14 protein-coding genes are annotated in these 20,139 nt (G+C 74.0%); 8 read left to right on the forward strand and 6 right to left on the reverse strand.

Annotated elements, in window-relative coordinates; translation table 11 throughout:
• The first annotated feature begins 68 nt into the window (after positions 1-68).
• From K7957_RS00895 to K7957_RS00930, 8 genes are all read left to right on the forward strand, one after another.
• Positions 69-2,405: a sensor histidine kinase gene (locus K7957_RS00895; protein WP_223010129.1), complete on the forward strand. Its 2,337-nt coding sequence runs from the start codon at positions 69-71 to the stop codon at positions 2,403-2,405.
• Positions 2,402-2,866 carry a tRNA (adenosine(37)-N6)-threonylcarbamoyltransferase complex ATPase subunit type 1 TsaE gene (gene tsaE / locus K7957_RS00900; protein ID WP_223010130.1) on the forward strand — a complete coding sequence of 155 codons (465 nt, stop codon included), beginning with the start codon at positions 2,402-2,404 and terminating at the stop codon, positions 2,864-2,866. The genes K7957_RS00895 and tsaE overlap by 4 nt, the downstream gene beginning before the upstream one ends.
• The gene (locus K7957_RS00905) at positions 2,863-3,840 is read left to right on the forward strand and encodes an aminoglycoside phosphotransferase family protein (RefSeq protein WP_223011056.1); all 978 of its coding nucleotides are present in this window, start codon (positions 2,863-2,865) and stop codon (positions 3,838-3,840) included. Before tsaE ends, K7957_RS00905 begins: the two co-directional genes overlap by 4 nt.
• Positions 3,837-4,592: a nucleotidyltransferase family protein gene (locus tag K7957_RS00910; protein ID WP_343228258.1), complete on the forward strand. Its 756-nt coding sequence runs from the start codon at positions 3,837-3,839 to the stop codon at positions 4,590-4,592. The genes K7957_RS00905 and K7957_RS00910 overlap by 4 nt, the downstream gene beginning before the upstream one ends.
• Positions 4,585-7,581 (forward strand): double-strand break repair protein AddB, encoded by a 2,997-nt coding sequence (gene addB / locus K7957_RS00915; protein WP_223010131.1) that lies wholly within the window; start codon positions 4,585-4,587, stop codon positions 7,579-7,581. Before K7957_RS00910 ends, addB begins: the two co-directional genes overlap by 8 nt.
• Positions 7,556-11,029 carry a double-strand break repair helicase AddA gene (addA, locus tag K7957_RS00920; RefSeq protein ID WP_223010132.1) on the forward strand — a complete coding sequence of 1,158 codons (3,474 nt, stop codon included), beginning with the start codon at positions 7,556-7,558 and terminating at the stop codon, positions 11,027-11,029. Before addB ends, addA begins: the two co-directional genes overlap by 26 nt.
• 48 nt (positions 11,030-11,077) lie before the next feature.
• The gene (trxA, locus tag K7957_RS00925) at positions 11,078-11,401 is read left to right on the forward strand and encodes a thioredoxin TrxA (protein ID WP_132910589.1); all 324 of its coding nucleotides are present in this window, start codon (positions 11,078-11,080) and stop codon (positions 11,399-11,401) included.
• Positions 11,402-11,494: 93 nt separating this feature from the next.
• Positions 11,495-11,779, forward strand: coding sequence for a virulence factor (locus K7957_RS00930; protein ID WP_223010133.1), 285 nt, complete (start codon positions 11,495-11,497; stop codon positions 11,777-11,779).
• A gap of 112 nt (positions 11,780-11,891) precedes the next feature.
• Here the strand turns inward: K7957_RS00930 and nagE are convergent, their stop codons facing one another.
• The 6 genes from nagE to K7957_RS00960 form a co-directional block, all read right to left on the reverse strand.
• On the reverse strand, positions 11,892-13,592 hold the full coding sequence (gene nagE / locus K7957_RS00935) for an N-acetylglucosamine-specific PTS transporter subunit IIBC (protein ID WP_223010134.1): 1,701 nt from the start codon (positions 13,590-13,592) through the stop codon (positions 11,892-11,894).
• Positions 13,589-16,057, reverse strand: a complete 2,469-nt coding sequence (gene ptsP / locus K7957_RS00940; RefSeq protein ID WP_223010135.1) for a phosphoenolpyruvate--protein phosphotransferase — start codon at positions 16,055-16,057, stop codon at positions 13,589-13,591. The genes nagE and ptsP overlap by 4 nt, the downstream gene beginning before the upstream one ends.
• Before the next feature lie 29 nt (positions 16,058-16,086).
• The gene (gene nagA / locus K7957_RS00945) at positions 16,087-17,256 is read right to left on the reverse strand and encodes an N-acetylglucosamine-6-phosphate deacetylase (RefSeq protein ID WP_223010136.1); all 1,170 of its coding nucleotides are present in this window, start codon (positions 17,254-17,256) and stop codon (positions 16,087-16,089) included.
• The gene (locus K7957_RS00950; RefSeq protein ID WP_223010137.1) at positions 17,253-18,311 is read right to left on the reverse strand and encodes an SIS domain-containing protein; all 1,059 of its coding nucleotides are present in this window, start codon (positions 18,309-18,311) and stop codon (positions 17,253-17,255) included. The genes nagA and K7957_RS00950 overlap by 4 nt, the downstream gene beginning before the upstream one ends.
• 69 nt (positions 18,312-18,380) lie before the next feature.
• Complete coding sequence (locus K7957_RS00955) at positions 18,381-19,115, reverse strand: copper homeostasis protein CutC (RefSeq protein WP_223010138.1); 735 nt, start codon at positions 19,113-19,115, stop codon at positions 18,381-18,383.
• Positions 19,112-20,134, reverse strand: a complete 1,023-nt coding sequence (locus tag K7957_RS00960; RefSeq protein WP_223010139.1) for a glycosylasparaginase — start codon at positions 20,132-20,134, stop codon at positions 19,112-19,114. Before K7957_RS00960 ends, K7957_RS00955 begins: the two co-directional genes overlap by 4 nt.
• Between the last annotated feature and the right edge of the window lie 5 nt (positions 20,135-20,139).

A 20,139-nucleotide genomic window follows, 5' to 3' on the forward strand; every position in this document is an offset into this window, starting at 1 on the left:
CTTTTCGCGCGCGAAGGGCTTGCTAAATCACGGGACATGCCGTCCCTGCGTGATATGGTGCAGCGTCCATGATCACGATCGCGCCCGCTACCGCGGTGATCGTCGGCACCGTCGTGGCGCTGCTGCTGGTGGCCGGGGCGGTACTGCTCGCGCTCGGCCTGCGCGCGCGCGCTGCGGCGGCCGGGGCAATCCGCGGACGCGACTCGCTCGAGGCTCTGTTGGCGGTAGCGCCGATGCAGCCGGTCGTGGTCCATCCCGACGGTCGGGTCGAGATGGCGCGTCGGGTCGCCGACTGGCTCGGCCTCTCGGGTGTGCCGTCCTATCTCCAGGAGCTGGAGGCGGCGGGTTGGGGCATGGACTCGTCCGACGCCGAGGCGATGGCGCGCGATCTGTCGGCGTGCCAGCGCTCGGCGCGCGGCTTCACGCGCAGCCTGCACGCGCGTGACGGCCAGCGCACGCTGACGGTTCAGGGCGAGCGGCGCGGCAGCGCGGTGCTGCTGTGGTTCTACGATTCGACGGTCAGCGAGGGCGAGCGGCGCCGGCTGCGCGCTGAATATGCCGAGCTGTCCGACGCCTTCGACGCGCTCACCGGGCTGGTCGAGGCGGCGCCGCTGCCGATGTGGTATCGCGACACCGACCTGCGGATCGCGATCGTCAACTCGGCCTATGTCAGTGCGGTGGAGGGCAGTGACGCCGCCGACGTGGTCGGGCGCGGATTGGAGCTGGTCGACGGCTCGGGACAGGGTGGTCCCAGCGCCGGCGCCGAGGTGGCGCTCGCCGAGGGTCGGCCGCAGCAGCGTGTGCTCCCCGCGACGATCGGGGGGGCGCGCCGCTCGCTTCGGATCCACGACGTGCCGCTGCCGGTCGGTGGCGTCGCCGGCTATGCGATCGACATCGAGGAGCTCGAGCAGAGCCACACGCGTGAGCGCCGCTTCGCCGAGGCGCAGCGCGCGATGCTCGATCGGCTCTCCGCCGGCGTGGCGCAGTTCGGGCGCGATCGCAGCCTGGTGTTCTGCAACCAGCCGTTCCGCCGCATGTTCGCGATGCGGCTGGAATGGCTCGCCGATCGTCCCGAGTTCGATCGCGTGCTGGAAAGGATGCGCGAGGCCAATCGCGTGCCCGAGGTGCGCGACTTTCCCGGATGGAAGGCGGAGCGGCGCGGCTGGTTCGTCGACGCCGAGGGCGCGACCGAGGAGAATTGGCACCTTCCGGGCGGCACGCACCTGCGCGTCGTCGCGCAGCCGCTGCCCGACGGTGGGCTGCTGCTGATCTTCGAGGACCGTACCGAGCAGGTGCAGCTCGCCAGTGCGCGCGACACCTTGCTGCGCGTCCGCACCGCCACCTTCGACAACCTGTTCGAGGCGCTCGGCGTCTTCGCGGCGGACGGGCGGTTGCAGCTGTGGAACAATCGCTTTCGCGCGTTGTGGGATCTCGACGAGGAGTTTCTCACCGGCCATCCCCGCGTCGACGTCATCGCCGAGAAGGTCGCGGCCAAGCTCTCCAACCCGCGCCGCGCGCGCTCGATCGCCGAGCTGGTCCGCGTCGCCACCGTCGAGCGGCAGCAGCGCGCCGGGCATATCGCGCTGGCGGACGGGCGCAACTTCGAGTTCGCCGCGGTGCCGCTACCCGACGGCAATGCGCTCTTCACGATGCTGGACGTCACCGACAGTCGCGCGATGGAACAGGCACTGCGCGACCGCAATGACGCGCTCGAGGCGGCGGACCGGGTCAAGACCGCCTTCGTGGCCAACATGAGCTACGAGCTGCGCACGCCGCTCACCTCGATCAGCGGGTTCGCCGAGATGCTGCACGGCGGCTATGCCGGTGAGCTGACCCCCGACGCGACCGCCTACCTCGACGCGATCCTCGACTCGGTCGATCGGCTCGGACTGTTGATCGACGACGTGCTCGACCTGACCTCGACCGACACCGGGGCGCGCCCGCTCGAGCGCGGCGACGTCGACCTCGCCGCGGTGGCGCGCGCCGCGGCGGACGCGCTGCGCGCCGCGGCCAAGCGCCACCACGTCGAGCTCGCGATCGAGGTGCAGCGCTCGGCCGGCCGGCTCACCGGCGACGCGCGGCGCATCCGCGAGGTGATCGAGCACCTGCTGCGCCATGCCGTGGGCTCGGCGCGGAGCGAGGGGCGCGTGCTGCTGCACGTCGATGGCAACGCCAAGCATGCGCGGATCATCGTGTCCGACGACGGCGAGGGCCTGTCGCCCGACGTTGCCGCGCGCGCCTTCGACCGTTTCGCGCAGAGCGGCGTCTCCGCCGGCAGCGAGCGCGCGCTCGGGCTGGGGCTGCCGCTCGCCAAGCAGTTCGTCGAGGCGCACGGCGGGATCATCACGCTGGTGAGCGAGCCGGGCGAGGGCACCTTGATCACGGTCGAGCTTCCGCGGCGATGAGCGTCGAGCGGGGATCGCTGCGGCTGGCCGACGCCGCGGCGACGCTGGCGCTGGGCGCTGAGCTCGCGCCGCTGCTCCGCGCCGGGGACGTGGTGACGCTGTCGGGTGGCCTGGGCGCGGGCAAGACCAGCCTGGCGCGCGGCGTGCTGGCGGCGCTCGGGCTCACCGAGGAGGCGCCGAGCCCGACCTTCGCGATCGTCCAGCCCTACGCGCCGCCCGAGGTGTCGCTGGCGCTGCTCCACGTCGACCTCTATCGGCTCGACGATCCCGCCGAGGTAGAGGAACTGGGCCTCGACGAGGCGCGGCTCGATTCAGCGCTGCTGATCGAGTGGCCCGAGCGAGGTGGGGTGGGGCGCTGGCCCGACGCGCTGGCGCTCACCCTCGCGACCGAGCCGGACGGCGCGCGGCGCTTGACTTGGGCGGCGCCGCCCGCTTGGGGAGCGCGATGGCGACCCCGATGACGCCGCCGGCGGACGCCGCGGCCTTTCTCGACATCCACGGCTGGCACCAGGCGCGCATCGACCCGCTCGCGGGCGACGCCTCGTTCCGGCGCTATTTCCGCGTCGTCGCGGGCGAGCGGCGCGGCATCCTGATGGACGCGCCGCCGCCGCACGAGGACCCGCGCCCGTTCCTCGACGTCGCGCGCTGGCTCGCCGAGCGCGGATTCGCGGCGCCGGCGGTCCACGCGGTCGATCTCGAGCGTGGGCTCGTGCTGCTCGAGGACTTCGGCGACGAGCGGCTGCGCGAGACGGCGGACGCCGACCCGGAGGCGGCGGTGCCGCTCTACGCGGCCGCGATCGACCTGCTCGTGGCCCTGCGCGGCCACCCCGCCGCCGCGGTGCGCGCCTATGATCGCGCCGAGCTGCAGCGCGAGGCGGCGCTGCTCACCGACTGGTACTGCCCCGCGATCCGCGCCACGGTCGACGTCGAGGGCTATCGCGCCGCCTGGGACGAGGTGCTCGGCCACGCCGAGGCGGCGGTGCCGGTGACCGTGCTGCGGGACTATCACGCCGAGAACCTGATGCTGGTCGGTGCCGGGCGGTCGCTCGGCCTGCTCGACTTCCAGGACGCGCTGGCGGGGCACCCGGCCTATGACCTCGTCTCGCTGCTGCAGGACGCGCGTCGCGACGTCGATCCCTCGTTGGAGGAGCGGATGCTGGCGCGCTATCTCGCCGCGACCGGCGAGGGAGATCCGTTCCTGCACGCCTATCACGTGCTCGGCGCGCAGCGGAACGCCAAGATCATCGGCATCTTCACGCGGCTGTGGCAGCGCGACGGCAAGCCGCGCTACCCCGCGCTGTGCCCGCGCGTCTGGGGCTATCTCGAGCGCGACCTCGGCCAGCCGGTGCTGGCGCCGGTGGCGCGCTGGTTCGCGGACAACCTGCCGCCCGAGCTGCGCGGTGATCCGATGCTGATCGCCGGCGCGCGCGCGTGACCCGCCCGCGCTACATCCGCCCCGATCCCGGCGCACGCGTGCCGCGCACCGCGATGGTCATGGCGGCGGGGATCGGCAAGCGCATGCGGCCGCTCACCGCGACTCGGCCCAAGCCTCTCGTCGAGGTGGCCGGACGCGCGCTGCTCGACCATGTCTTCGACCGGTTGCGCTCGGCCGGAGTGGAGCGCGCGGTCGTCAACGTTCATTATCTCGCCGACGCGCTCGAGGCGCATCTGCGCCACCGCGTGCGCGGCATCGAGGTGATCGTGTCGGACGAGCGCGCGCAGCTGATGGAGACCGGGGGTGGGCTGGTGCAGGCGCGCCGGCTGCTCGGTGACGAGCCGTTTCTCGTCGTGAACAGCGACAATTTCTGGCTCGACGGGCCGACCGACGCGATCCGCCAGCTCGCCGCGCGCTGGGACGAGGCGAGGATGGACGCGCTGATGCTGATGGTCCCGTGCGCGCGCGCGCACAACCACGGCGGTCAGGGCGACTTCCATCTCGCACCCGACGGGCGGGTGACGGGGCGGCGCAAGCCAGGTCGGGTGGCGCCGTTCGTCTATACCGGCGTGCAGATCATGGCGCCGTCGCTGATCCGCGACTGGCCCGAGGGGCCGTTCTCGACCAACCTCTTCTGGAACCGCGCGATCGAGGCCGGGCGCGCCTATGGCTTCGTCCACCAGGGACTGTGGTCCGAGGTGAACGTGCCGGGCGCGATCGCGCGCACCGAGGCGCTGCTCGCCGATGTCTGAGGCGCCCGGCCGCCAGCGCGGCCTGCGGCTCTACTCGATCCCAGCGCATCGCGCCTTCGCCGACGCGCTCGTCGCGGGGCTGCTGCGCCGCTACGGTGCCGACCGGATGGCGCTGGCGCGCGGCCTGGTGCTGGTGCCCAACAACCGCGCCGCCCTGGCGATCACCGACGCCTTCGTGCGGGCCAGCGGCGGCGCGCTGCTGCTGCCGCGGATCGTCGCGCTCGGCGGCGACGACCTGGAGGCGGCGATCGGCGCCGCGCTCGACCCGGCCGACGCGGTGCCGCCGCTGCCGCCCGCGATCGATCCACTCGAGCGCCGCATGATCCTCGCGCGGCTGGTCAGCGAGGAGCGCGCCGGGAGCGGGCGCGCGGTCGACGCTGCGGAGGCGGTGCGGCTCGCGGGCGACCTCGCGCGCACGCTCGACCAGCTGATCGTCGAGGAGGTGCCGCCCGAGAGGCTGGCCGCGATCGATCCGGGTGAGGGGCTGTCGGACCATTGGGAAGCGTCGCTGCGGCTGTTCCGGCTGCTGCTCGACCGCTGGCCGCAGGAGCGCGAGCGGCTCGGCCGCGTCGACGCGGCGTGGCGGCGGGTGCAGCTACTCGATCGCCAGGCGGCGCGGTGGCGTGACGAGCCGCCGCCGCGCTTCGTCTGCGCCGCGGGAATCACCGATCCCGCGCCCGCGGTGGCGCGGCTGCTGCGCGTCGTCGCGGGCCTGCCCGAAGGATCGGTGGTGTTCGCCGACCTCGACCTGCACCTTCCCGAGGAGGAATGGGAGGCGCTCGGCCCGCACCGTCCCGACCCGGTCACCGGGCTGCGCCGCCGCGCGATCGAGGTTCACCCGCAGTTCCACCTCAAGCTGTTGCTGGAGCGGATCGGCGCCGCCCGCGGTGAGGTCACCCGCTGGGGCGCTGCGAGCGAGCAGGACGCGGGCGCCGCGCGCGGCCGCGCCATCGCCAACGCGCTCGCGCCCGCCGCCTTCACCGGCAAATGGACGCGGCTCGACGCCGCCGACCGTCGGCTCGCCGGGGTCGAGGCGGTCGAGCTCGCCACGCCGGCCGAGGAGGCGCAGGCGATCGCCCTGAAACTGCGCGAGGCCGTCGAGATGCCCGGCCGCACCGCCGCGCTCGTCACGCCCGACCGCGCCTTGGCGCGCCGCGTCGCGGCACACTGCCGCCGCTGGAACATCGAGGTGGACGACAGCGCCGGGCGTCCGCTGACGATCCTGCCGCCGGGCACCTTGCTCGCCGCGATCGTCGAGGCGGCGGCGCACGACTTCGCGCCGACGGCGCTGCTGACCCTGCTCAAGCACCCGCTGGTCCGCGCGGGTGCCGAGCGCGGGGCGTGGCTCGACGGCGTGCGCCGGCTCGACCGCGCGCTGCGCGGGCCGCGGCCGGGTCCGGGGCTCGACGGCATCGACCGCCATCTCGCGGGGGGCAACGAGCGCGAGCGCGCGGTCCGCTCGCGCGCCGCCGAGTGGTGGCACGAGGCGCGCCTGCTGCTCGACCCGGCCGCGCGCGTGTTCGGCGACGGCGAGACGACGCTGGCCGCGCTCGTCGCGGGTCTGCGCGAGGCGGCGCAGCGGCTCGCCGGCGACGAGGCGTGGCGCGGCGTCGCCGGGCGTGCCGCGGCCGACCTGCTCGCCGCGCTGGAGGAACAGGCGCCGCGCGGTCCGGCACAGGTCACGCCGGCCAGTTTCGCGACGATGCTGCGCCAGCTGATGGACGAATCGGCGGTCCGCCTGCTCCCGCGCGAGCGCCACGCGCGGCTGGCCATTTACGGGCTGATCGAGGCGCGCCTTCAATCCGCGGACCTGATGATCCTGTCCGGGCTCAGCGAGGGCGTGTGGCCCGGGTTGCCTGCGCCCGACCCGTGGCTCGCGCCGCGCATCCGCGCCGAGCTCGGCCTGCCGGGGCTGGAGCGCGGCATCGGCACGGCAGCGCACGATTTCGCGCAGGCGCTCGGCGCGCCCCGCGTGCTGCTCACGCGCGCGCGGCGGGACCAGCGCTCGCCCGCGCTTGCCTCGCGCTTCTGGCTGCGGCTGGAAGCGATGACGGGCGAGCGTTTCCCGCGCATGACCGCGCTCGCCGACTGGGCACGCGCGCTCGACCACGGCGGCGTGCCGCGCCCGGCCGCGCGCCCCGCGCCGCTGCCGCCCGCGGCGCTGCGCCCGCGCGCGATCTCGGTGACCGAGGTCGACCGGCTCAAGGCCGATCCCTACGCCTTCTACGCGCGCCGGATCCTCAAGCTGCTGCCGCTCGACCCGGTCGACGCCGACCCGAGCGCGGCGTGGCGCGGCACCGCGGTCCATGCCGTGCTCGAGGCCTGGGCGCGCGACGATCGCTGTGACCCGGCCGCGTTGCTGCCGCGCGCCCGGCTGCTGCTGCAAGATCCAGCGGCGCACCCGCTGCTACGTGCCTTGTGGCAGCCGCGGCTGGTGGCCGCGTTCGAGTGGATCGCGGCGCGCACGCTGGCCGATCGGGCGGAGGGGCGCGAGGTGCTCGCGGTCGAGGGCCGCGGCCGCGCCGAGCTCTCCGGCATCGCGCTCGACGGCCGCTTCGACCGGATCGACCGCATGCCCGACGGTGGTCTCGGGATCGTCGACTATAAGACCGGCAAGGCCCCCTCGGTGGCGGCGGTGCGCGGCGGGTTCAACCTCCAGCTCGGGCTGCTCGGCGCGCTCGCGGAGCAGGGTGGGTTCGACGGTGTCCGCGGCGACGCGACCGCGTTCGAATATTGGTCGCTCGCCAAGAAAGGCGATGGCTTCGGCTCGGTCAGCTCGCCCGCCGATCCCGCCGGCAAGGGCGGCCGCATCCCGACCGGCGACTTCGTCGCCGCCGCGTGCGCGAGCTTCGCCGAGGCGGCGGCGCGCTGGCTCACCGGCGAGGAGGCCTTCACCGCCAAGCTCCACCCCGAGTTCGCGCCCTACGCCGAGTATGATCAGCTGATGCGCCGCGACGAATGGTATGGTCGGGAGCAGGCGCGTGGCTGAGCGCGCGGTCGGGCCCCTGCCAGTGCTGCGCGGGGAGCAGCTCCGCGCCAGCCGCCCCGAGGCGCATGTCTGGCTCTCTGCCTCGGCGGGGACGGGCAAGACCCAGGTGCTCGCCGCGCGCGTGTTCCGGCTGCTGCTGCGCGACGTCGAGCCCGGCGCGATCCTATGTCTCACCTTCACCAAGGCGGGCGCGGCCGAGATGGCGGGTCGGATCAACCGCCAGCTCGCCGCCTGGGTGCGGATGGACGAGACCGAGCTCGCCGCCGACCTGCTCGCGCTCGGCGAGCGCACCACGCCCGCGCTGGTCGCGCGCGCGCGTACCTTGTTCGCCAAGGTCCTCGACGCGCCGGGCGGGGGGCTGCGGATCCTGACGATCCACGGCTTCTGCCAGGGGCTGCTCGCGACTTTCCCGATCGAGGCCGGGCTGGTGCCGGGCTTCCGCCCGATCGAGCCGCGCGAGGAGGCGCTGCTGCGGCGCCAGGCCTTGTCGGACCTGCTGGTCGACGCCGAGCGGGCAGGCCGCGCCGGCCCGGTCGACACGATCGGTCGGCTCAGCCTGCGACTCGGCGAGCAGGGCGCGGAACAGTTCCTCGTCGCCTGCGCGCGCGCCGGTGCCGCGCTGGAGGCGCTGCCCAGCGGCGTCGCACCCTTCATCCGCGGCCAGCTCGGCGTGCCGCTCGGCGATCTCGACTCGCACGTCCACGACGCCTGCGGCGACGACCGCGTCGACCGCGCCGCGCTCGACCGGCTCGCCGCACTCAACCGCGGCTGGGGCACCAAGAGCGGCGTCGAGCGGGCCGAGGCGATCGGCGCCTGGCTCGCCGCCGCGCCCTCCGAGCGCGCCGCCACGCTCGACACGCTCCACCTCGTGTGGGCGCGGAAGGACGGCGAGCCGCAGTCGTTCGGCAAGGGTCGCGCCCCCGCCGATCCGGACTACGCCGACCACGCGCTGCGCCTCCACGGCTGGTGCGGCGAGCTGCTGCTGCTGCGCAGCCGCGCCGCTTACGCCGACCTGCTCGGCACCGCGCTCGAGGTCGGGCGCGACTATGCGCGCGGCTATGCCGCCGCGAAGCGCCGCGCCGGTGCGGTCGACTTCGACGACCTGATCGGCGCCGCGGTCGCGCTGCTCCAGCAGGACGGCATCGGCGAGTGGATCCGCTACAAGCTCGACCAGCAGACCGAGCATGTCCTGGTCGACGAGGCGCAGGACACCAACGTCGCGCAATGGACGATCGTGCGCGCGCTGGTGGACGAATATTTCGTCGGCCGCGGCGTCTTCGCGCCCTCGGTGCGGACGCTGTTCACCGTGGGCGACCTGAAGCAGGCGATCTTCGGCTTCCAGGGCACCGATCCCTTCACCTTCCTCGCCGCGGAGCGCCACTTCCAGCGCAAGGCGGGCGAGGTGGCCGGCAGCGACGACATGCCCGACGACGAGCGCGGCCTGCCGTTCGACCGGCTCTCCCTGACCGAGTCCTTCCGCTCGACCGCGCCGGTTCTCGAGTTCGTCGACGCCGCGATCGGGCAGCTCGGCGCCGACTCACTCGGCTCGCTCGACACCATCCCCGTCCATGCCAGCCAGGTCGCGGGACCGGGCGCGGTGACGCTGATGCCGGCGATCGCCGCGGGGACCGACGAGGCCGAGGAGGACGGCGAGGAGGGCTGGGCGGACGACGCCGTGCGGCGAAACGCCTCGAACATCGCGCGCCAACTCCGCGACTGGCTGCGCCCGGTCGAGGACGGCGGTCTGCTGCTCGGCAGCAAGGGACGCGGGCTGCGGCCCGAGGACGTGATGATCCTGGTCAAGCGCCGCGGCGAGCTCGCGCAGCTACTCGTCGCGCGGCTCTACGCCGAGGGCGTGCCGGTGGCGGGTGTCGACCGGCTCCGGCTCTCCGCGCCGCTCGCGGTGCAGGACCTGCTCGCGGCGATCCGCTTCGTGCTCCAGCCCGAGGACGATCTCAGCCTCGCCAGCCTGCTCGTCTCGCCGCTGATCGGCTGGACCCAGGACGAGCTGCTGGCGCGCGCGGTACCGCGCGACGGCGGGCTGTGGCGGCATCTTCAGCGCCACTTCGGCGATTCGGTCTCGCCCATCGCCGCGCTGCTGGCCAGCGCCGACTATGACACGCCCTATCGTTTCCTCGAGCAGCTGCTGTCCGGCCCGCTCGACGGCCGGCGCAAGCTGCTGGCGCGGCTGGGCGAGGAGGCGCGCGACCCGATCGAGGAGCTGCTCAACGCCGCGCTCGACTTCGAGCTCGACTCGACCCCCTCGCTGCAGCGCTTCCTCGACTGGTTCGAGCGCGACGAGGTCGAGATCGTGCGCGACGCCGCCGCGCCGCTCGACGCGGTGCGGGTGATGACCGCGCACGGCGCGAAGGGCTTGCAGGCGCCGCTGGTGATCCTCGCCGATGCCACCGCGGACCCCGATGCGACGCCGCGATCGGTGCTCGCCTGGACGCCCGACGACATGGAGCTGGCCGTCCCTGTCTTTCGCCCGCGCGCGACCGAGCGTGCCGGCGCGATCGACGAAGCGCTCGCCGCCGCGGAGCAGCGCGAGCGGGAGGAGCATTGGCGCCTGTTCTACGTGGCCGCGACCCGCGCCGAGGAGCGGCTGGTGATCGCCGGCTCGCTCAGCGCGAAGTGGCAGGGCGTGGCACCCGAGGCGAGCTGGTACGCCGCGACCGCGCTCACGCTCGACTCGCTCGGCGTTCCGGCGGCGGCGGAGGCGGGCGAGCGGACGTTCCTCGGCCACGCGCCGGCCGCTCCCGTCGCGCCCCGGCGCGCCGCGTCGGCGAGCGCCCCCACGGCGCCGCTGCCCGACTGGGCGCACCGCGCCGCGCCTGAGGACGCCAAGCCGCCGCGCCCGCTCACGCCCTCGTCGATCGGCGACGATCTGGTCGCGGACCCGCCGCCGACCTCCGCTACCAGCGCAGCGGCCGAGCGCGGGCGGCTGCTGCACGCTCTCTTCGAGCGGTTGCCCCCGCTCGCGCCCGAGCGTCGCGCCGACGCCGCGGCCGCCTGGCTCGCCCAGCGCGGCGTCGCGGAACCGGCGCCGCTGGTCGCGGCGGTGCTCGCGGTGCTCGACGATCCCGCGCTCGCGCCCCTGTTCGGACCGGACTCGCTCGCGGAGGCGCCGATCAGCGCGACGCTACCCTCGGGTCGCGTGATCTCGGGTACGGTCGATCGGCTGCTGCTCGGCGACGGCGTCGTGCGCGTGATCGATTACAAGTCGTCGCGCGCGGCTCCGGCGAGCGCGGCGGACGTGCCCGACTACCACCTGCGCCAGATGGCCGCCTACGTCGCCGCGCTCGAGGTGATCGTGCCAGGGGCGCGGGTCGAGGCCGCGCTGCTCTACACCGCGGCGGCCCGGCTGATCGTGCTGCCCGAGGAACAGCTCGCCCCAGTCAAGCGGCGCTTGGCGGGGCCGGAGCAAAGCTTGGGACTGAGCGGTTGAGCGCAGGCGTGTCGCGCCCTAGCTAGGGGGCAACGAAGGAGAAACACGATGGCCACCAAGACGATCACCGACGCCAGCTTCCAGAGCGATGTGCTCCAGGCGGACAAGCCGGTGCTGGTGGATTTCTGGGCCGAGTGGTGCGGACCGTGCAAGATGATCGGGCCCTCGCTCGAGGAGATCAGCGAGGAGCTGGGCGAGCAGGTCACGATCGCCAAGCTCAACATCGACGACAATCCCGACGCGCCGGGCCGCTACGGCGTGCGCGGCATCCCGACGATGATCCTGTTCAAGGGCGGCGCGCCGGCCGCGACCAAGATCGGTGCCGAGCCCAAGGGGCGTATCAAGTCGTGGCTCGAGGGCGAGCTCGCCTGAGCGGCTGATCGCCGGACCGGGTCAGCCCGGTCTCCCGGCTCCCGTTGCCCGCGCCTAGGGATAGGCGCGGGCAACGGCGTTTCAGGGGGATGCATGTACGCGATCGTGTTCGACCTCGACGCGACCATCCTCGAGCGGCGCTATCCCAGCCCCTCTTTGCGCGACGCCTACCGCGAGGTGAGCGATATCCTGCGCCACCACGGCTTCGCGCAGCGCGACGGCGCCAGCCTCTACGTCAGCGAGGCGGCCAAAGCGGTGGACTGCGTGCTCGCGGTGCAGGACCTCAGCCGGATCTGCGCGTGGTTCGCGCCGTCGGTACTCGACATCCGCATGCTCCGCATCGACGAGGAGAGCGACCTGTCCGCCGCGCTTCGGTGAGGAGCGGTCGCCAGGCTCCTTCGCAGGCAGGAGCCCAGGATCGGGAGGGCCGTCATCCGTTGCCCTGGGCTCCGGCGTGCGCCGGAGCACGGTGGCTCGGATGGATGGCTCGTTACGCCAGCAGCCTCTCCGGCTCGCGCGCGAGCAGGTGGACGACCTGCTCGCCGAGCCGCGCCACCTGCCGAACCCCGGCCTCGCGCAGCGCCGCCTCGTCGATCGCCGCGCCGTCCAGCTCGATCCGCACGCGGCCGGCATGGACGCTCGCGCCGCGCACATTGCCGGCGCCCCCGAGCGCCGCGAGCAGCGCGGGTGCCAGCGTCACCGCCGTGGCGGCTGCCGCTGGCGCCTCGGTCGTCGCGACTGCGACGCTGCCGCCCGCCGCCAGCGCGTCGCGGATCTCGACCGCGACGCTGTCCGCGATCGGGCCGAGCACCACCTGCAGCGCGGTCGGTGAGGGCCGGATGACGCCGCGCGCGCCGAGCGCCTTGAGCGCCGCTTCGTCCACCGCCGCCTGGTCACGCACGCCGAGCCGAAGCCGCGTGGTGCAGGCGCCAACGTTGGTGAGGTTGGCGCCGCCGCCCAGCGCGCGCGCGAACGCCGCGCCGCGCTCGCCCACGGCGACGGGTGCCGCGGCCGCGGTGGGGGCGTCGTCGCGCCCGGGCGTCTTGAGGTTCAGCTTGGCGATGAAGAAGCGGAACAGCCCGTAATAGAGTGCGGCATAGACCGCGCCGACGGGCAGCAGCAGCAGGGGCCGGGTCGCCTTGGAGAAATTGAGCACATAGTCGAGCAGCCCGGCGGAGAAGCCGAAGCCGAGCTTGACGCCCAATGCCGCCATCAGCGACATCGACAGCCCGGTCAGCACCGCGTGCACCGCGTAGAGCAATGGCGCGAGGAACATGAAGCTGAACTCGATCGGCTCGGTCACGCCGGTCAGCGCCGAGGTCAGCGCGAGGCTGAACAGCATACCGCCCACTTCCTTGCGCCGGTCGCGCGGTGCGGCGTGGTACATCGCCAGGCAGGCGGCGGGCAGGCCGAACATCATGATCGGGAAGAAGCCCGCCATGAACGCCCCCGCGCTCGGATCGCCCGCGAAGAAGCGCCGCAGATCACCGTTGGCGCCGTGATAGTCGCCCATCACGAACCAGGCGATATTGTTGATCAGGTGGTGCAATCCGGTGACGAGCAGCAGCCGGTTAAGCAGCCCGAACAGGAACAGCCCGATGCTGCCCGCGCCGGTGATCGCGTAGCTCAGCTGGTCGATCCCGCTGCTGATCCCCGCGAAGCCGAGCCCGATCGCGACCGCCAGCACCAGCCCGGCGAGCCCGCTGACGATCGGCACGAACCGCCGCCCGCCGAAAAAGGCGAGATACTCGGGCAGCTTCACGGTGGAGAAGCGATTATAGAAGCCGCCCCCTACCAGCCCCGAGACGATCCCGATCGGCACGTCGAGCCGCGCGATCGCCTTGGCCTTCCACGCCGCGACCGCGAGGTCGATGCTCGCGCCGGTCAACCCGGCGGTGACCTCGGGCGGCACGGTCAACAGCACCTTCGACGCCTCGGTGGCGACGAGGAAGCAGACCATACCGGCGAGGCAGGCGGCGCCGTTTCCGTCACGCGCGAAGCCGGTCGAGACACCGATCGCGAACAGCAGGCCGAGATGGTTGAAGATCGCGTCGCCCGCGGCGCTGACGAAGGCGATGTTCAGCAGGTCCGGCTGGCCGAGCCGCAGCAGCAGGCCCGCGATCGGCAATACCGCGATCGGCAGCATCAGCGCGCGGCCGAGCGGCTGCAGCGTTCCCAGGACCGACTTCATCGTGCGAACTCCCGTGCGAGCTGGCGGACTTCGGCGGCGCCGTCGCAGTCGAGCGCGGCGCGGGCGTGGTCGCGGACGCGGATCATGTCGAGGTCACGCACCAGCGCCTTGATGTCGGCGACCGCGGCGGGCGCGACAGACAGCTCGGTGATGCCGAGCCCGATCAGGATCGGCACCGCGAGCGGGTCGGAGGCGAGCCCGCCGCAGACGCCGGTCCAGCGTGCGTGGCGGTTGCCGCCCGCTACGGTCTGCGCGATCAGGCGCAGCACCGCGGGATGGAGCCCGTCGAGCGCGCCCGCGACCGCGGCGTTGCCGCGGTCCATCGCCAGTGCGTACTGGGTGAGATCGTTGGTGCCGATTGACAGAAAATCGGCCTCGCGCGCGAGCTGCGCCGCGGTCACCGCCGCGGCCGGGGTCTCGACCATGATGCCGAGCTCGACGCCGTCGCCGCCGCCGACGCGGTCGAGCGCGGCGCGCACCTGGCGCAGCTCGTCGAGCCCCACCACCATCGGCACCATGATGCGGCACTGGCCGGCGGGCCGGACCGCGAGGATCGCGCGCAGCTGGTCGTCGAGGATGTCGGGGTGCACCAGCCCGACGCGGATGCCGCGCAGGCCGAGCGCGGGATTCTCCTCGGGTCCGATCGGCAGATAGGGCGCGGGCTTGTCGCCGCCGATGTCGAGCAGGCGGACGATCACCGGCCTGCCCGCGAGCGCGTCGGCGACCGCCTGATAGGCCGCGGTCTGCTCGGCGACGTCGGGGGCGGTGGCGCGGTCGAGGAACAGCAATTCGGTGCGTAGCAGGCCGCAACCCTCGGCCCCGTTGGCGGCGGCGACAAGCGCGTCCTCGGCCGAGCCGCAGTTGGCGACCACCTCGATCCGCGTGCCATCGGCGGTGCGGCACGCCTCGGCGGCGCGCGCGCGTGCGGCGGCGCGGCGCTGCGCGACCGCGGCGAGTCGCGCCTCCGCTTCGGCGACCAGCTCGGGAGGCGGCGCGACGTGGAGCAGCCCCTCGCTCGCGTCGAGCACGACGCGCGCGCCCTCGGTCAGGTCGCGCACGGGGGCACCGAGCGCCACCAGCGCGGGGAGGCCGCGCGAGGCGGCGAGAATCGCGACGTGTGACGTCGGCCCGCCGCGCTCGATCGCCAGCCCCGCGACGCGGTCGAGGTCGAGCGCCATCAGCTGCGACGGCAGCAGGTCGTCGGCGAGCAGGATCGCGCCGTCGGGCAGCGTCGCCCCCTCTTGCTCGACACCCATGAGCCGCGCGATCAGCTGGCGCTCGAGGTCGCGCATGTCGTCGGCGCGCTCGGCCAGCCGCGCGTCGCCGCCGGCGCGTAGCGTCTCGGCCTGCGGACGGATCGCGTCGCGCCATGCCCGCGCCGCGCTCGCGCCGGCGGCGATCGAACGCTGGGCGGCGTCGACCAGTGCCGGATCGGCGAGCATGTCGGCGTGTGCCTGGGAGATCGCGCGCGCCGGCCCCGTCGCGCGCGCCGCGCGCGCCGCGAGGTCGTCGGCGAGCGCGGCGCGCGCGGACTCGAAGCACGCTTCCTCGGCGGCGATGCCGGCGCCGGCGGCGGGGACGTCGAGGTCGCGCACGTGCCAGCGCGCGATCGCGCCGATCGCGAGGCCGGGCGAGGCGGTGACGCCGGCGATGGCGCCCTCCGGCACCACGCGGGGCGCGGCGGGGACGGGCGCAGCGGCGGGCCCCCCCGCGTCGAGATCGGTGCTGAGCAGCTCGGCGATCGCGGCGACCGCCGCCTCTGCGTCGTTACCCCGCGCCTCGATCAGCAGCTCGTCGCGATGCGCGACGATCAGCGCGAGCAGGCCGACTGGACTGCGCGCGCTGGCCGAGCGCTCGCCTTTCGTCAGCGTGACATCGGCGGAGAAGGTCTTGGCCGCGGCGGCGATCTTGGCGGCGGGGCGGGCGTGGATGCCGTGCGATAGGGCCACCGCGACGGTGCGGCGCGCGGTGGGCCCGTCGCCGGCGTCCGCGATCGCCTCCGCCTCGCGCGCCACGAGCGTCAGCAGCGGCGCGCCGAGCGCCACCGCCCCAGCCTCGGCACGCTCAGCGACGGCGAAGCGCTCGCCGTTGGTGACGATCACCGGCGTGATCGCGGCCTGCGCCTCGCGCACGATCAGGTCGAGGTCGAAGCGGATCAGCGGCTGGCCGCGCGTCACCGTCGCCCCGGCCGCGACCAGAGGCTCGAACCCGCGCCCGTCGAGCGCGACCGTGTCGATCCCGAGATGGATCAGCAGCTGCGCGCCCTCGGGCGTCTCCAGCGTGATCGCGTGGCCGCTCGGCTGAACCACCAGCACGCGCGCGTCGCACGGCGCGACGAGCACGTCGCCGGTCGGATCGATCGCCAGCCCGTCTCCCAGCATCCGCTCCGCGAAGACCGCGTCGACGACCTCGTCGAGCGGGCTGACCCAGCCCTCCAATGGTGCGGTCAGCGAGATGGTGGCCATGGATGCTCCGGACGGGGGAAGGGGAGAAGTCAGGCGACGGGCTCGCCGGGCGCCCGCTGCGGCAGCGCGACACGCTCCTCGCCGCCGACCCAGGTGCCGAGCGGCTGGAGATCGGCGTCGAGCCGCACCCAGTCGGCGCGCAGCCCGGCGGCGAGCGCGCCGCGCTCCGCCTCCAGGCCGAGGAAGGCGGCGGGGCTGGTCGCCGCCAGCGCCGCGGCGGTCTCAGGCGCGAGGCCGAGCCGCCGGACCGCGTTGCGCACCGCGCCCGCCATATCGAGGTCCGAGCCGGCCAGCGTGCCGTCGGCGCCGACGCAGCGGCCGTCCTCGACGTGGATCGGCTTGCCCTGGAGCACGAAATCCTTCCGCGCCGCGCCGACGCACGGCATCGCGTCCGAGACCAGCATGAAGCGATCGACCGGGCGCGCGCGCAGCGCGATGCGCAGCGCCGCGTCGTCGACGTGGAAGCCGTCGACGATGATCCCGCACCACGCGCGCTCATCGTCGAGCGCGGCGCCGACGACGCCGGGGGCGCGATGCACCAGCGGCGACATCGCGTTGAACAGATGAGTGACGCCGGTAGCGCCCGCGGCGAAAGCAGCGGTGGCGGTGGCGTAATCGGCGTCGGTGTGGCCGAGGCAGACGCGAACGCCCGCCCGCGCCAGCGTCGCGATCTGCTCGACGTCGACGCGCTCGGGCGCGAGCGTCACCATGACCACGCCGCGACGCGGCCGGAGCAGCAGCGCCATCAATTCGTCGTCGAGCGGCTGGAAAAGCGCGGGGTCGTGGATGCCCTTGCGCGCGAGGCTCAGCACCGGCCCCTCGACGTGCGTGCCGAGCACGCCGGGCACGCCCGCCGCGATCGCCGCGTCGGTGGCGTCGAGCCCGCGCGCGATCACCGCAGGGCGATCGCTGATCAGCGTCGGCATGAAGCCGGTCGTGCCATAGGGCGCGTGCGCCGCACCGATCGCGGCGATGCCCTCGACGGTCGGGGTGTCGTTGAAGAGCACGCCGCCGCCGCCGTTGACCTGCGAGTCGATGAAGCCCGGCATCACCCAGCCGCCGGCGAGGTCGACCGCCTCGCGCTCGGCGCCGGCGCGTAGCGCCGCGATCGTGCCGTCGGCGGCGACCTCGATCGTCGCCGCCTCGAGCACGCCGTCGCGCGTCGCGATCCGGCCGTTGCGGAAGCTGTGCGTCGTCATAGCGTCTTGGTGACCTTGCTGAGATGGCGCGGCGAGTCGGGGTCGAGCCCGCGCGCGATCGAGAGCGCGTTCGCCATGCGGTAGAAGCTCTGGATCATCAGAACCGGCTCGAGCGCGGGATGGTCGCGCAGCGCCGCGGGGCTGCCCGCGCCGTCCTGCGCGGCGTCGGCGAGCGCGACGCGGGCGTCGCGCTGCGCGAACTCGGCCGCGGCCTCGCGCACGCCGTCGCCGGCCTGGTCGGAGGTGGCGAAGGCGATCAGCGGGAAGCCGGCGTCGACGATCGCCATGGGGCCGTGGCGCACCTCGGCGCTGCTGAAGGCCTCGGCATGGAGCGCGCACGTCTCCTTGAGCTTGAGCGCCGCCTCCTGCGCGATGCCGAAGCCGAGGCCACGGCCGATCACGAACAGGTTGCTGGCGTCGCTTAGCAGCTCGACCACGCCGCTCCAGTCGAGCGCCCAGGCGGCGCTGAGCCGCTCGGGCAGGCGGTCGAGCGCTTCGGTGAGTGCGGCGTCCTGGCTCCACTCGGCGGTGAGCAGCGCCAGCGCGGCGAGCGCGGCGATGTACGACTTGGTCGCCGCGACCGAGCGCTCCGGCCCGGCCATCAGCGGCACCAGCGTGTCCGCGGTCTCGGCGAGCGGTGAGGTGGTGTCGTTGACCAGAGCGACGACGTGTGCGCCCGCCGCCTTCTGCGCGGCGACGCTGGCGAGCAGGTCGGGGCTGCGCCCGCTCTGCGAGATCGCGATGCAGAGGCCGCCCGAGGGGGCGACGTCGGCGGCATAGACCGAGGCGACCGAGGGGGCGGCGGAGGCGACGGGGACGCCGACGAAGGTCTCGATCAGATACTTGCCGTAGGTCGCGGCGTGATCCGACGAGCCGCGCGCGCAGGTGACCACCACCGCCGGCGGGGCGGCGCGGAGCCGCTCGCCCAACTCGGCGAGGATGGTACGATTCGCCTCGAGCAGCCGCGCCACCGCGGCGCCGGCCTCGGCCGCCTCGGCGTGCATCAGCGTGGCGGTCGCGTCCTTGGCCGGTGGCTGGTCGGTCGTCGCGATCATGCTGGGCTCCCCTGCCCCGCGGGACCGCGGCGGCGTGTTCCAGAGGGTTAAGTTATAAATTGGTATTGTTCAAGCGGCCTCGTCGCGGAGCATGGCGGCGAGCCGTGCGACGGTGGTCTGGTCGGTCGCGTAGCTTGTATCCGCGACGAAGCTGAAGCGACGCAGCGTGGCGTCGGCGGTACCCGCGCGGGCGACGCGGCACGAGGCGTGGACCTCGCGTGCGCCGGTGGCGAGCAGGGCGCGCACGGTCGTCGGCGAGACGCCGCTGCCGACGAGCAGGGTAAGTCGATCGCTCGCGGCGGCGACGAGTGACGTGAGCGTGTCGATCGCGTCAACCGCGCGCGGCGCGCCGCCCGAGGTCAGGATCCGGTCGAAGCCGAGCGCCACCGCTTGCTCCAGCGCGGCGAGCGGGTCGGGGGTGAGATCGAAGGCACGGTGCAGCGTCAGCGACAGCCCGCGCTCGCGCGCCACTTCGACCCATCGCGCGAGACCGTCGAGGTCGAGCCTGCCGTCGCGTGTGTTGGCGCCGATCACCACACCCGCGAGCCCCGCGTCGGCGGCGCCACGGATGTCGTCCTCGACCAGCCCTCGCTCCACCGAGTCATAGACGAAGTCGCCCGGGCGCGGTCGCACGAGCAGGTGCACCGGGATGGGCGCGCTCGCGGCGGCGCGGATGAGCGAGGGCGCGGGAGTCAGGCCGCCGACGTCGAGTGCGGCACAGAGCTCGATCCGGTCCGCGCCACCGTTCACCGCGGCGGCAATGCCGTGCGCGTCCTCGACGCAGACCTCGAGCAGCCGCCTCACGCGCGGTACAGCGACGGAGCGGGGTGGACCGTCGTCTTCCCATGCGCGTCGGTCACCGCGTAGGTGAAGCCCGGCAGCAGGCAGAAGGCGCCGACATCCCCCTTCGTGTCGAGCGCGAGAAAGCCGACCTGCATGCCCCTGATCGCGTCGCCGCGCAGCGCGGCGATGTGGCGGACGACCTCGTCGCACGCCGCCTGCGCGGACCGGCCCGCGCGCATCGAGGCGACCACCCGCGCGCTGCCCGCCACGCGCGTCACCTCCTCGCCGACGCCCGTGGAGGTGGCGCCGCCGACGCCGCGCTCGACGTAGAGGCCGGCACCGACCTGGGGTGAGTCACCGACCCGGCCGCGGATCTTGAAGGCCATGCCCGAGGTGGTGCAGGCGCCCGCCATGCGCCCGTCGGCGGTGCGCGCGAGCAGCCCTATCGTGTCATGGTCAAGCGGGCCCCCGGGCGTCCGGTGTCGCTCGCCACCGCCGTATGTGCCGGTCTCACTGTTGGCGACGGGCTGGTACTTGGCGGTCTTGAGCCACTCGCGCCACGCCTTCTCGGCGGGAGGCGTGAGCAGGTCGACCTTCTCGAAGCCCTGCTCGCGCGCGAACTGGGTGGCGCCTTCCCCGACGAGGAAGGTGTGCGGGGTCTTCTCCATGACGCGCCGCGCGACCGAGATGGCGTGGATCGTGTCCTCCAGCGCGGCGACCGCGCCGACGCCGCCCGCATCGTCCATGATCACCGCGTCGAGCGTGACATGGCCGTCGCGGTCGGGGTAGCCGCCGTAGCCGACCGAGTGGTTCTCGGGATCGGCCTCGGGCACGCGGGCGCCCGCCTCGACCGCGTCGAGCAGCGTCCCGCCCGCGCGCAGCCGTGCGAAAGCGGCATCGTTGGCGGCGGCGCCGAAGTCCCAGGTGGAGAGCACGCGCACGTCGCGCGCCGGCGCGTCGGCCGCCGCGGCACCGCGCGCCAGCGGCAGCGCGCCGCCGATCGCGCCGACCGTCGCCAGCAAGGATCGTCTCGTCGTCATCGGCC

The organism is Sphingomonas yunnanensis, assembly GCF_019898765.1.
Lineage (GTDB): Bacteria > Pseudomonadota > Alphaproteobacteria > Sphingomonadales > Sphingomonadaceae > Sphingomonas > Sphingomonas yunnanensis.